Origin of the sequence: Terrilactibacillus laevilacticus (genome assembly GCF_006517395.1) — a bacterium.
Lineage (GTDB): Bacteria > Bacillota > Bacilli > Bacillales > Sporolactobacillaceae > Terrilactibacillus > Terrilactibacillus laevilacticus.
Map to the genome: position 1 here is coordinate 73,620 of NZ_VDCY01000006.1, position 13,479 is coordinate 87,098.

11 protein-coding genes and 1 CRISPR repeat array are annotated in these 13,479 nt (G+C 34.4%); of the genes, 2 read left to right on the forward strand and 9 right to left on the reverse strand.

Annotated features, from left to right (window positions below; all coding sequences use genetic code 11):
• Positions 1-8: 8 nt before the first annotated feature.
• The 7 genes from cas4 to FG390_RS08970 form a co-directional block, all read right to left on the reverse strand.
• Positions 9-497 (reverse strand): CRISPR-associated protein Cas4, encoded by a 489-nt coding sequence (gene cas4 / locus FG390_RS08940; protein WP_141190712.1) that lies wholly within the window; start codon positions 495-497, stop codon positions 9-11.
• 17 nt (positions 498-514) lie between these two features.
• Positions 515-2,707: a CRISPR-associated helicase Cas3' gene (gene cas3, locus FG390_RS08945; protein ID WP_141190713.1), complete on the reverse strand. Its 2,193-nt coding sequence runs from the start codon at positions 2,705-2,707 to the stop codon at positions 515-517.
• 72 nt (positions 2,708-2,779) lie between these two features.
• On the reverse strand, positions 2,780-3,541 hold the full coding sequence (gene cas5b / locus FG390_RS08950) for a type I-B CRISPR-associated protein Cas5b (RefSeq protein ID WP_141190714.1): 762 nt from the start codon (positions 3,539-3,541) through the stop codon (positions 2,780-2,782).
• A complete protein-coding gene (cas7i, locus tag FG390_RS08955) occupies positions 3,528-4,394 on the reverse strand; it encodes a type I-B CRISPR-associated protein Cas7/Cst2/DevR (RefSeq protein ID WP_141190715.1) in 867 nt (288 codons plus the stop codon). Before cas7i ends, cas5b begins: the two co-directional genes overlap by 14 nt.
• 2 nt (positions 4,395-4,396) lie before the next feature.
• Positions 4,397-6,082, reverse strand: coding sequence for a type I-B CRISPR-associated protein Cas8b1/Cst1 (gene cas8a1 / locus FG390_RS08960; RefSeq protein WP_141190716.1), 1,686 nt, complete (start codon positions 6,080-6,082; stop codon positions 4,397-4,399).
• Between the two features lie 12 nt (positions 6,083-6,094).
• Positions 6,095-6,826, reverse strand: coding sequence for a CRISPR-associated endoribonuclease Cas6 (gene cas6 / locus FG390_RS08965; RefSeq protein ID WP_141190717.1), 732 nt, complete (start codon positions 6,824-6,826; stop codon positions 6,095-6,097).
• Positions 6,827-7,048: 222 nt separating this feature from the next.
• Positions 7,049-7,403: a CRISPR direct-repeat array (repeat unit 28 nt; unit sequence TTACATTTCATAATACGTAGATTAATAC).
• A 220-nt stretch (positions 7,404-7,623) separates the two neighbouring features.
• Positions 7,624-8,829 (reverse strand): MFS transporter, encoded by a 1,206-nt coding sequence (locus FG390_RS08970; protein ID WP_258311636.1) that lies wholly within the window; start codon positions 8,827-8,829, stop codon positions 7,624-7,626.
• Positions 8,830-9,222: 393 nt separating this feature from the next.
• Here FG390_RS08970 and FG390_RS08975 point away from each other — a divergent pair, with 393 nt between their 5' ends.
• Positions 9,223-9,525: an iron-sulfur cluster assembly accessory protein gene (locus FG390_RS08975; protein ID WP_141190718.1), complete on the forward strand. Its 303-nt coding sequence runs from the start codon at positions 9,223-9,225 to the stop codon at positions 9,523-9,525.
• A gap of 188 nt (positions 9,526-9,713) precedes the next feature.
• Here the strand turns inward: FG390_RS08975 and FG390_RS08980 are convergent, their stop codons facing one another.
• Positions 9,714-10,619: an NAD(P)/FAD-dependent oxidoreductase gene (locus tag FG390_RS08980; RefSeq protein ID WP_141190719.1), complete on the reverse strand. Its 906-nt coding sequence runs from the start codon at positions 10,617-10,619 to the stop codon at positions 9,714-9,716.
• Positions 10,620-10,760: 141 nt separating this feature from the next.
• On the reverse strand, positions 10,761-11,300 hold the full coding sequence (locus tag FG390_RS08985; RefSeq protein WP_141190720.1) for a GNAT family N-acetyltransferase: 540 nt from the start codon (positions 11,298-11,300) through the stop codon (positions 10,761-10,763).
• Positions 11,301-11,729: 429 nt separating this feature from the next.
• Here FG390_RS08985 and FG390_RS08990 point away from each other — a divergent pair, with 429 nt between their 5' ends.
• The gene (locus FG390_RS08990) at positions 11,730-13,457 is read left to right on the forward strand and encodes an AAA family ATPase (RefSeq protein WP_141190721.1); all 1,728 of its coding nucleotides are present in this window, start codon (positions 11,730-11,732) and stop codon (positions 13,455-13,457) included.
• Positions 13,458-13,479: the final 22 nt, after the last annotated feature.

The window sequence follows — 13,479 nt, forward strand, 5'->3', positions numbered from 1 at the left end:
CTCCTATCCTATATATAACAATATTCATAATATGCACATTTCTTACAAATAGGGAGATCAATAACTTTTGGTGATTTTTTCATTGATGTAATGTGCTCAATGTCTTCCAATGTTTTTTGAATACTTTTTCGATCACTTTGGCTTAGTATAATTTCCTCTCTTTGTCGGAGTTTAGGATAATCAAGTACGGCCTTTTTGATATCTATTCCGCGTTCTTGTAAGAAATATAGATAATATTTTGCTTGCCAAATAGATGCCTCTTCTATTGATCGACTCTTTTTTACTTCATGAAGCGTTGTCCAATCTTGAATAAAATCAACATTAACGGTATCATCAATCATAATATGCTTCGTTTCACGGCCATAACTTGATTGATCGAGTAACCTACCAAGAATAACATTTTCATCTGTTTCTTCATATCGTAATTCATGCGCAAATAACCAAAGTTTACGTTGACAAACAAAATAATAATAAAACATTGCACCCGTAACCCTCATAATATGACTCCCCTCTGTTAGAATGTGAAATCATCAAAGTTCGTATCAGATTTACGTCCTGTGACACCATTCTCATCATAGATACAATCAAATAACTCATACCATTCGAAATCGTTTATCTTCATAGATTCAACAAATTGAGGTTTCACTAAATAACCTGGTAAATCGACCGTAAAATCAGCAAATTTAATCCTTGCTTCAGCTTTTTCTTTTCGTAAATGTTCTTTTTCTATTTTATTCAGCTCTTTTTGAGATTTTCTTAGTATGTCTATATAACTTTGTATTTCTGCTTGATTTTCTTGAAATACAGATTCAGGAATAACCGTTCGTGAATTAATATTTCGAAAAAGTTCTCTTACCTTTTCTTTTGGCATTTCATAATCATTGTAGCTTTGAACATACTGGATGGTCGAAAGAATAGTTTTATAGTAATCCGTATTTTCTAATGTCTCTGTTGAATAAAGTTGATTAATAAGTTCAATCTTATATTTTTCTGTTACTTGTCCATCTATCGTTTTCATGAGATCTTTAGAAAGATAAAAAATATCTTTATCAACAACATGTCCAACACCACTACAAAGTCTATTACCACCATCGAATACATAACAGTTATAATCTACATCTAAATCACGTTTTCGGTAACAGCGACCCATTCGTTGAAACAAACCGTTTAGATCTGATAATTCTGTAAATAACAAGTCAAAATCAATATCTAATGAAGCTTCAACCACTTGTGTTGTAACCCAAATTCCATGGACCTGATTACTCTTTTGTCCAAATTTAAAAATTTCTACTTCCTTATATTTTCGATCTCTTTTAATAAACTGACTATGTAATAAATGAACTTCATCACCATAGTCTTCAGATAGTGTTTCATAGATTTTTTTTGCTTGCTTCACCGTATTACAAATTACTAATATCTTGTTATTATGATATTTCTGTTTGACAAGGTTAACATTAATCTCTTCATGAATAACTTTCAAACTATGCCGGATTCTAGCATCTTCAACAAAAGTTTTTGGTCCTTTAAATTCGACTTCTTGTTGCTTTAACAAATCTACTATAACGCCTGGTAATGTGGCTGTAAGAATAGCGAACTTGCCACCAAATTTTGAAAGAGTTGATAAGCCTAGTATTAAATAAGCAAGAAGATCAGGTGAATACATTTGAATTTCATCAATAATGACTTTTGAGTAGGATAGCGTAGCTAGCTTTGGCTCAAATCCTGGATAACGATAAACAAAATCAAATAGTTGATCTAGTGTACATATGGTTAATGGTAGAGATAGTTGTTTTGTTTTTGTCACATACTCTTCAATATCTCCTTCTAATTCTTCTTTTCGGTTAAGATACTGACCATAAGTTTCACTATGTAGAAGTCCTACTCTGTTCTCTTTATTTTCTTTTACAATACTGTCAGTAATCCGATCATATATTGCATTGATTGCAGCTTTTAAAGGTAAAGTGAAGAAGCCCTTGTTATCTCCGATCCATAGCAACCCTGCTTCGGTTTTTCCCATGCCAGTTGGTGCAATAACAATAACATTATGATCCTTTTCCGACTTCATATAATTCTGCAAATCGTTCCATGTATAACCTAATTTTTTCATAGCTTGATTTAAAAAATTAGATGGATGCTCAATGCTAACATGAGCACTAGCTGCGTAATCAATTCTATTCAATAATCCCTTCAACATCACATAAAAGATGAAAATATCGTAAACTTTATTAGAATATGTTCTATCATTTAAGCAAAAAAAAGCATCTGAAAAATCTGGTTCAAAAAAAAGTGGCTCATCTAACTCAGCATAGTGAAAATCTTCCACTTCTTCCTCCATGTCAATCATCGCATTTCGCCAATCATCTTCATCAAAAGTAATTGGGCGTTCATGATGATAGGCAACAGCTTGATAGGCTGCTTTTATTTGTTCTTCAGAATACCCTTTACTTTCTAGCTTTTCATAGTTAATAAATGCTAAGCTTAAAAATCCATGTGGAATTTCATTTCTAGAGCGTTTTCCATTTAACTTCCTTTGAAAGAGAACATTCATTTTTCCTAAATCATGTAATAAACACACTTCATTTAATAGATACCAATCAACTTTAATATTTGGATATAGTGATTTTAATAAATTAAGATTAGCTAATAAGTTGTCCGTGTGTTCAACAATAGTCTCTTTAGGATCTGATTTAGCAAGATATTGATTCAACTTTCAACTCATCCCCTTCTTAAGTGTATAAAAAGAGGATATCAAAGTTTATTTGATACCCTAATAGCTCTGTCATACCATAAAAACGATGTCTTTCTTTTCATCATTATCGATATAAACACGACTTTTTCTTGGTGCAGATAAATACGTTGCATAGTACACTTCTTTTTTATTCCATTTACGAAATACTTTGGGATTCTTTTTTGTTCCATAGTTAACCAATTCATAGTTTTTGGTTAATTGGAAACGTGTCCCTAAATCACTAATGCCTTGTTGACGATTCTTAAATAGAATGTAGTTGTTTTCCACCCAATCTTTAGGAATATAAGCTCCATAATCTTTTCGCATTCGTATATCTTTTGACAATATTTGTTCTTCAACTTCAACTACTTTCACTTTATCAATAATTGCAATATCTTCTCTGCGACCAAGGGAAGGATATTCCCAAGGATGGAGAAAAGCGTTATAAATCTCATCAACTATAGACTGATCTTCAGGTATAATGTGTAGTGTCAATTTGACATCAACCAGTAATTCTGTTGTCGAAATTCCTTTCCCTACACCATAATCTCCTACTTTCAATTGATGACGTTTGGAATCATACGTCATTCCATTTTTAAACTCATAACGAGTATACAAATCATTTACTTTAGAAAAATTCTTCCCTTGTATACTTATTTTCATGGCATGATACGTTTGATACTGACATAGATTATGAACCATGCCGATGACTGTTGAATATGGAGGGAGTGGATAGGTTTCCTTCAATTGAAAACTTGTCGGCTTTTTATAGTTCACTAAATCTTGCCATAACCTAACCTTAATTGCTTTCATAGTAGTCAGTAACCTTATCTTTTAATGTTCTGAAAAACTCAGGAACAGGTATCACATCAAAAGATTCACGAATTTCACTATCATTATCAAAGATTCCTTTAATTAGGCCGTAGTATGTATTTTCTTTAATTCCATCATAGAGAACATCTTTAATTTGTAAGACATCTATTCTATTATTTTCGACTTTAACTGCATTTTGAAAAATAGGATTTTTAACATCGTAGACGCCACCGACAACAAATAACGGTTTTAAATCTTCACGTCTTCCACGAATATCTCGATATAATAGAGAAATCGTATCTAACAATTTATTCACACGCCTTGCTTTCTCAGTGTTTTCTACTTCTACGTCCCCATCAATTCCAATCTGGTCTAAATCCATTGTTACAGTATAACAATAATATGATTTATGAATTTCAGATTGGGCTAAATTCATATTCTTCTCTAAACGATCAGCTAATCCTTTATTTGTTAAAAAGTCTAGATCTCCTTTAAAGGTTTCTAATGATATCGCATTAGACAAACGCACTTTAGCTGATCTTTTTTTACCACCGGATCCTTTTTCTGTTTTAAGGTAACCAAAGAAATCGATCTCTGGATATTGGTCAATAGTCGCGTCCGGGGCGAATTGAATCACTGTCTTCTCTCCGCTTCCTTCAGCTGACACAGGGGTAGTAATTTCCCCTAGCTGTTCAATCATATTGTAACGAAGAGCTTGACGCGATATATATGTATACTGGTCCCCATTATTTCTTGATATTTTTTTTAGAGAAGCCACATTACCTATAGATTCTCCATAGTTTGCACTCTCTGCTTGAAATATAATTGTCATTGCGAGTCCTTTTGGTTCCATGATTATTCACGTCCTTCTTCATTTTTAATTGAATTGTCAATTATTCCTGCAACAAAAGCATAACCAATGGTCTTAAATGTCTCGTCATTGGTGAAAACTTGAAGAAATAGTTCAGGTACCTGCTTTTTCAGATAGGAATAGCAGTTTAGTAGAACATCCATAAACATGTTAATATTATTTGTTTTTAAAGCATTGAGCAGCTTATAACTGATACCTGATAGTTTATTGTCAGAACCTTTATCTTTATAAGCCTTCCGAAAATAGTAGCCAAATTGATTAGCTTTTCTTACTTCTTCTTTAACTAAACCTTCCATTCGCCCAACCTCCCTCAGGAAATTTGTATTAATTTCCAACATATGATTAACATGTCCAATGTTATAATATAAATTTGAAACATTTGAGAGTTTGTAGATGATTAATTTATGAATGCTTGTAAACAAATTCTCGTTATTAAATAATTTCTTCATAACTAATTCGTAGAGATTAAAATTCGTATTTCCCTCTCTAAATCCTGTATTCAAAAGTTTAATGATTGCCTCTTTCGATTGATTCAATACAGATAATGTTAAACGTGATAAAACATTAAAGCGATAACTCTCATTCTCATAGCGTACAATTTGTATGTCAGCAAGTTCAAACTTCATTTTACCTGAAAATTGTTCCTGTATTGCCTTTGTTAGCGCATAGTATGTGTTAACCGTACGGACACTCGTATCATTTTGTTGCAATGTACTCATTTTAATATTGTCATTTACCCGTAATAAATTTTCAATCGTTGTACTGTCGTTAACAAATAACCCTTGATTATAGACATAGGTGAAGCCTGCTGGAGCACATGAATAAATCAACCGACAGATTGGACATATACCGACGTCATTAGTAAAATTCCACACATGAGAGGATTTTCTACTTGTATCAAATCCCGTTTGATTAAGAAAACTTAAATCTAAATTTAGGTTTTTTATAGAACGATCACAAACAAAACAATGATATTTTCGTTTCGTATCCTCTTCATCAATATATTCTTCTGTCGGAGTGACAAAGTGATTTTTAAAATCTACGTACATGTCTTTTTCTTTTGTCTGAGGATTTAAGAAACAAACTCCGTCCCATCCATTTTTTATTTGATTATAAATAACATTTTTCCCAGCTAAATATCTACGTCCATCTTGACTCTTACAGCATGTAATGATGTTTTTCAGTATAGAGAATCTCTCTTTCACTTCATCAACTATAACTGCTTTTTTATCTGAGAATGTTTCCGATTTTTTGGGAGTTGGAATAGTTTTTAATTTCTTCTCTAAATCAAGTAGATCTGTTTCATTCTTCATAAGTGGGTATGCAGCTTTATAACTATTACTTTTAATATATTTTTTTACAATATCCTTGATATATGTATTCAATTGTTCAAGGTTTTTCTCATCAAATGTATCAAAATCATTATTTTCAAACCTTATAATTTCCGATTCATAAGAGATAATTTTATACCAGGGTAATAGTTTTTCATATGTATCTATAAAATATTCGAAGTATTTGTTTTCAAAACCATGAAGCACCTCTTTTGAAAAAGAAATTGTGCTGTTGTCGACGACATTAATATTTTCTTTCCCAACAATATTTACAAATCCAACAATTCCCGCATTGTAGAGCCACTCCTTAAGAGTAACTTCTATACCTATATCATTCATACTTACACCACCCTAAACAATATCCAACATTCCAAAACCTAGCCCTCTATGACTGCCAAGGCCTGTCTGGTATAGATACGTTAATAAATAAGGTTCAGACTCTATACTAAAAGTTCCTAAAGAACACGTAACGTGAACGTCATATAATTTGATAACTGTTTTTTTCATTGCTTTAGGCTGGATTTTCATATTCTCAACATCTATTTTCGGCGCATTGAACGAACTGTTCTTTAATTGAAATAATAGATTTCGTTTAAGTATTTCTGACCAAGATACATCGTCGTGAATAAAATACCAATCTTTTTTTGTTTCTGGATTATGATCTCTTGCGACAAGCGGAGACATTGTTTTAAAGACAATTTTTTTATTAATAATTTGTTTTTCTTTTACTATATTAATATCTTGAGGTGTAATTGTATTATTTGTAGAGAAAGGAATGGACTGTTTTCGAAGATGTATGAAAGCATTATATAAATTAATACCGATTTCAGTGTCACTTGTAGAAAAGTTAATCATTAGTCTTTTGCTTTTTAGGTCAATTGTTTCTTTAGTGAATTTTGGACTAGGAAGATAAACACTGTATGAAAAGTCTTTTTGTTTATTACTTCCCTCTCCATATAAAGTATTGTACAAAGAATTGTTTGTCTTAGATAAGCCTAGTTTTAGTAGACTAAGAATCTTTCGTCTGTAATCTACTGGAATTTGTGCATTTTGTAAATCACATAGAATACATAATCGCATCATTTTCTCCTTTAAGACAAATTTACTTACCTATCCATCAATAAGTACAAAGTCCTGATCAATTAGAACTTCCATTTACCAATATTATACCATTGTTATCCATTAAAAAATATAGGAAATTTAAAATTTAATTTAATTTTCTGTTAATCACAAGAAATAAGTTTTTCAAATTACTTAGATTAATACGGATGATTGGCGAGCTAGACCAACTTTAATCGACAATATTTACATTTCATAATACGTAGATTAATACAGAGTACCGTAAATGGTTTGGAAGAATGAAAGAATATTTTACATTTCATAATACGTAGATTAATACATTACTTATTCAATTATTAGATGTTCCCTAACCGTAATTACATTTCATAATACGTAGATTAATACTGATGAGTGCGGACCTTCAATAGATCCGGATAAGGTATTTACATTTCATAATACGTAGATTAATACCTAGTACGTTCTTAAATATCCGAGAGAAGTGATAATTTACATTTCATAATACGTAGATTAATACCATGATGTAGGTAAGGGTATGACTCCCAGAAAATTAATTTACATTTCATAATACGTAGTCAAAAAGTATGAATAAGTGAACTACAAACATTTGAAATTCCCTTATTTAATCTACAAGGGCGAGTTTCTGTCGATCACCTGGGTTTTTTACATTACTAAAGGTCGACAGATACAGTATAAAAATGATTTTGGCGCTATTGTTCTATCATCTATTACTGTTATTCAATTTTACTAAAACTTCTCAAATGTGCTTTATCCAAACAAATCTTATTTTTAGTTGTCTTTCATCATACTTCTAATTTTTTATCATTAGGAAGAAATACAGCCAAAATCCCAATGAGTGGGAGCAATGATATGCCGATCATGGTCGGTCTTAAGCCAAAGTTATCAATGAGTGAACCAAGTGCAACCGAACCAATGGCCCCCATTCCAAAGGCTAATCCAACTGTCAAACCTGACATCATTCCAATTTTTCCAGGAATTAGTTCTTGGGCGTAAACAACCATGACGGAAAAGCTTGACATAAGGATCAGTCCAATGACAGCTAGAACGATAAAAGCCATATGCGGTCCTACAAATGGGAGAATCAGAGCAAGCGGAGCTGCTGCTAATAATGAAAATAAGATAACATTCCGTTTACCAAACCGGTCTGCGAGTGGTCCCCCTAAGAACGTACCAACAGCTCCCATAAAGAGAAAAGCAAAAATATAAGATTGAGATTGAGCAATCGTTAAACCATATTTCTTTATAGCATAAAAGGTATAAAAATTTGAGATTGCACTGCCGTACCAAGAACGAGCAAAAATAAGAAATATGATAATAAGTAGGGCGAGAATGATCGATTTCGTGATAGGACGTTGCTCTCCAACCTTTTTCTTTAATTTCATCTTTTGAGTGGTTAACAAACGATTAGAATACCATTTGGCAATATAAATCAAAAACAGTACAGCTAAAGCGGCGACAAAGGTAAACCACACGGCTCCAACTTGACCTAATGGAACGAGGATAAGTGCAGTAATAACAGGAGCTAATGCCTGACCAGAATTCCCTCCAACTTGGTAAATGGATTGAGCTAATCCTCTTCGACTCCCCGCAGCCATATAGGCTACTCGTGACCCTTCTGGATGAAAAACCGCAGAACCAACTCCAATAAATATAACGCTTATGATAATCGTAATAAATGAATTTGCAAAAGCTAAACCTAAAATACCAAACAAACTGCTCGATAATCCAATAGGTAAAGCAAAGGGCATTGGACGCTTATCTGAATACCAGCCTATAACTGGCTGCATAACAGAGGACACCATATTTAAAGTAAAAGCAATCAACCCAAGCTGGGTAAAAGTTAGCCCCATCGATTTTTCTAAAATTGGAAACATTGCTGTTGTAACAGATTGAAGGGTATCATTTAAAAGATGACAAATACCAATAATGAATAATATGCTGTAGATCGTTCCAGTCCCTTTTTGAAGAGGCTGTGCTTGCTTATGTATAGAGGTTACCTGAGCCACGTCTTTCTTCCTTCCTTTTGAAGTTTTTCACAATATAAAGTTTCTTCCAATTATCATATTATGATAAGAACCTTAATTCAAGGTCTGATACAGACGTTCTTAAAGATATATAAATTATTCAAAAAAGGTTTCATTTGTATCAAGTCATTCATTCGCATGAAAAAACCCCTTTGCTTAGTTAGTTCAATATACCAGCTATTACTATGGATATTGCGGAAAGACATGAAACATCTTAGTTCTGGGAATACTCAACATATTTCTTCGAAAACACGGGATTTAGCAACACATTATAGACTATAGTCATCTAACAAGCCTTCTTTTGGAAAATATGTCATAATGTATCTTGATAATAATAATGAAGTTGGTGCTCATAACATGAAGTGTAAAATCAACCGCAATGCGGCAAAGATAATGAAGAAAATGCTGGAGAATGAAGAAGCACAAGGACAAATGCTTCGCGTGATTGTTACTGAAAATCATGGAGACCATGCCCATTATGCGCTGACTTATGGAACTCCCACTGAACATGACGAGATTGTTCATACAGATAAAGGTATTGATGTCCTATTAGATACAAGAGAAGATTTATTAGATGGTGTTTGGATACAATTTTTTTATGTACCTGAAGAAGGTTTTGAAATCGTTAACCCTTCGAAAGGACTTCCCAATCATTTCTAACAATCGCCAGCTTTATCTCTTCGTGTTTTAAGGGTTAAGACCTCCACCTCTAAGCGAAGCGAAGGTGGGATCTTTCAATCAGGTGGAGTAGAATCTCCACCTGATTTTCCGAAGTTTCAGCTTGCTGAAACGAGTTCACTTACCCTCTTGTTCACCATTCACTAAACACACTTCACACCGCCATTTCCTTAATCTATTTCTTCTCCCATTAACGATTTATGGATCCAAATGGCGGACTGTGACCCATCTCCCATGGCAATGGTGACTTGTTCAGAGTGGGCAACCACATCTCCTGCTGCCCAAACGCCTGTAACATTTGTCATTTTCGTTCGAGGATTTACAACAATGTGCTTATTTTCAAGCATCTCCACCCCTAGTTGCTTAGCTAGATCCGATCTTACCTCATTACCACCAAAAGCAACAAAAGCGTGTTCTCTAACTATCTTTTGGCCATTCGTCAAAATTAATGATTTTAACTGAGATCCTTCGACTATGACCTCCTTGACAGGAGATTCAATATACTGGATATGCTGATTATTGAGCTTATTCATAAGATCATCTTTGATCTTTTTTTGTTCATGATTAATATAAATAAGGTCCTTTGTCCAATAAGTGAGTATTAATGCCATATTCGCACCGACATTTCCCGAACCAATCACCAATGCAGGCTTATCTTTGATTTCATAGCCATCACAATCTGGGCAAATATAGACACTCTTTCCTAAGCAGGAAAACAAATTCGGGATGTGAGGAATGCGATCCATAACCCCTGTAGCTATAAGGAGACACTTTCCTAATATAATATCATCCATCCCCGTCAGTATTTCGAAATGGTCTTTATTTTTATCTACTTTGACAGCTTTATCAATTAAAAATTCTACTTCTAAACTTTTGGCTTGTTTGGTTCCAATATTTCGAAGTTCTTGACCACTGATTCCATCGGGATAACCTAAGACGTTATGATAACTTCTACATAAAGTTGATCTCCCATGATTCGAATCGATGATGATAACCCGGTGTTTATATCTTCCTAATTGGATAGCGGCTTGCAAACCAGCAATACCGCCTCCAATAATGATGCAATCATAGATCATTAATTAACCTACCTTATCTTGTTTTTCACACGAAAAAATGCATGCTATTTTTAAGCATGCACATATTTTTTGTGAATATGTTAAATCAACCAAACTTTTTTATTATTTAAGGGGATTAAGCTATAAACACATCGACCTACCTTAGTAAAGATAACCTAAAAGATCTAGATCTCCGTCACTCCAATTCATTTCACCAGTTTTCTTAATCATTAATTCATCAATAACCTCATCACCAATGTTTTTAGTCATATGATTTTCATGATCAATTTTCAACCATTTGCATTTGATCTTGACTGACTTGTACCCATTTTTTAAATACAACTTCGGATTATCAGCAAATAGAAGAATAAAATCAATATTTCGTTCTCTAGAAAAGTGATCAATTTCTAATAGTAATTTTGAGCCAATTTCTTGAGACTGGTGTTTTGGTGAAACACATAAATCAATGACCCCTAGAATTCTAACAGGACACCCGTCGAGGTTCATTACTCTATAGTCTAATCCCACTTGTCCAACTAGATCATTTTCATCATTAAAAGCCAAAAATCTAAAATGAGGTAATTGTTTAAAATAAGTTCTATTCTTTGGGTAAATATTTGTAAAACATTCAAATAGCAATTCTTGAATATTTTCATTTAAATTATTTTCGATTTCACATTCTAATTTTCTATGTATTTTCAAGTGAACTTCTCTCCAATTATAGTTTTTTCTATATTAAATATGAAATTTTGCATATCAAACTTTTCCCATATTAATTCATTATAAGATAAATTTTCATTTCATGTCTTTCAATAAAGAAATTTGTGCTATTCGAGTTAAAATCATGCTAAATTCTTCTTCGACATATTATAATGATATTATCCATAAAGGGTTTCTTTTGTCTTTCAACATACATATTATTTTTTAGAAAAGGTCATCCCTGAACATTTGGAGAAGTATGAGGTTATGAAATGATAATAGAAGGTAATAGAAAAATATACCGCGTAAAATTTGGCAAATAAAGGCTTGGATATTGAATCATTTAAAAAGAGTGTTGTCTTAAAAAACGTGGTATCATTTTAGATAACCTTCCATAAAATTATAGGAATATTCGCTAAAAGGAGTGAGGTCATGAAGAGATACCATTGGATTAAATGGCGTACATTCCTTATTTGGTTGGCAATTCTCGCAGTCTTCGGTATTTTATTGTGGGTAGGAGGGCCAACGGCTTGGGGTATTTCGCTTGCGATACTAGGTATGTTGATGCAACTATTTTTTGCCGTACTCATTATCATTATACAATTTGTCGCCCTTTTTTGGTTCCTTGCCCGTGGCCGTACATATTGGATTATGCCCGGAGAGACAGGATCCAGTTGGGATGATTATCGCGGGAACCCTGAAATCGTAGAAAATGCCAAACGGATTGTAACTTTACTTAAAGGAGTAAAGGAATTTAAAAAAATGGGCGGTGAAGCTATTCGAGGAATGCTACTTTGCGGACCTCCTGGAACAGGAAAATCTTACCTTGCCCAGGTTATTGCAAATGAAGCCCAGGTTCCGTTTGCTTATGCGTCGGCTCCAAGTTTTCAAAATATGTTTTTTGGCGTAGGGAACTTAAAAGTGATGAGTCTCTACCGAAAGGCAAGAAAACTCGCCAAAACATATGGCGCTTGCATTATCTTTATTGACGAAATTGATGCCATTGGTATGTCACGACAAGCAAATGGCGGTGGCGGAGGACTCGGCGCGATGTTTGGTATGGGTGGTGGCTCTGGACTACTCAACGAGCTACTCTTACAGATGGACCCGCCGAACATTGATAACTCTCGCTTTGCTAAGTTTCTTCGCTCCCTCGGACTGCGTCGCAAGAAAGCTGAACGACGCGCCGTATTAACCATTGGGGCAACCAACTTGCCAGACGTCCTTGATCCTGCCTTACTGCGTCCCGGCCGTTTCGATCGAAAACTTTGGGTCGATTCGCCCGACTATGATGGACGTGTCGATGTCTTCCAATATTACCTTAAAAAGGTGAACCGTGACGATTCCCTAACTCCGGAGAAAGCAGCATTAGATACGATTGGCTATAGTCCAGCACAGATTAAACACATCGTTAACGAATCGATCGTGATCGCCCATCAACGCGGCTCTCAAGACGCTAGCTATGAAGACTTCCGTTCCGCCATGGAGACCTATGAGTGGGGTCTTAAGCAGCCTCTTCGCTCAATGAATGAAGATGAGAAACGAAACGTCGCCTACCATGAAGCCGGCCATGCTGTTGCTCAGTACTTATTAAAGCCCCATGAACGGGTCTGGAAGGTGACCATTATTCGTCGAGGCGGTGCTCTAGGTCTAGCTGCGACGAAACCAACGCATGAGAGGTATAATCGAAGTGACAGTGAAATTTTAGCAGAAATCCAAGTTTGTTTAGCTGCACGGGCTTCTGAAGAAACGTTTTTAGGGAAAAAACTAAATGGGGTAACATCCGATTTAAAACAAGCCACAGAACTCGCCGGTGCTTATCTCGGAATGGTCGGAATGGGTGATGAACTTTTCAGTTGGCTATCCATCGGTTCGCGGCCTGATGCCCTCAAGCAACTTCGTCCAAAGATTAATGCGTTACTGAAAGACCAAATGAATCAAGTAAAGAAATTAATTAAAGAACAGGCTAATTTTGTTCACGTAATTGCAGAGGAATTGTTGAAACGAGGAGATCTTACAGGTGAGGAGATTGAAGAAATCTATGTTCAACTACATGGTCACAGTAGACCAGAGGTACCAGAAATAAAAGCAACAGTCGACTTGGAATCAATTGCTCCAATTGATCCGAAGACAACATCTGAAAAAGATAAGAAGGATTAGATTAAATTAAAAGGTTATAAGT

What these genes read in the sequence shown, in the direction of transcription:
- cas4 (WP_141190712.1), bottom strand. Translation starts at nt 497, where the DNA reads ATGAGGGTTACGGGTGCAATGTTTTATTATTATTTTGTTTGTCAACGT.
- cas5b (WP_141190714.1), bottom strand. Translation starts at nt 3,541, where the DNA reads ATGAAAGCAATTAAGGTTAGGTTATGGCAAGATTTAGTGAACTATAAA.
- cas7i (WP_141190715.1), bottom strand. Translation starts at nt 4,394, where the DNA reads ATGGAACCAAAAGGACTCGCAATGACAATTATATTTCAAGCAGAGAGT.
- cas8a1 (WP_141190716.1), bottom strand. Translation starts at nt 6,082, where the DNA reads ATGAATGATATAGGTATAGAAGTTACTCTTAAGGAGTGGCTCTACAAT.
- cas6 (WP_141190717.1), bottom strand. Translation starts at nt 6,826, where the DNA reads ATGATGCGATTATGTATTCTATGTGATTTACAAAATGCACAAATTCCA.
- FG390_RS08975 (WP_141190718.1), top strand. Translation starts at nt 9,223, where the DNA reads ATGAAGTGTAAAATCAACCGCAATGCGGCAAAGATAATGAAGAAAATG.
- FG390_RS08980 (WP_141190719.1), bottom strand. Translation starts at nt 10,619, where the DNA reads ATGATCTATGATTGCATCATTATTGGAGGCGGTATTGCTGGTTTGCAA.
- FG390_RS08990 (WP_141190721.1), top strand. Translation starts at nt 11,730, where the DNA reads ATGAAGAGATACCATTGGATTAAATGGCGTACATTCCTTATTTGGTTG.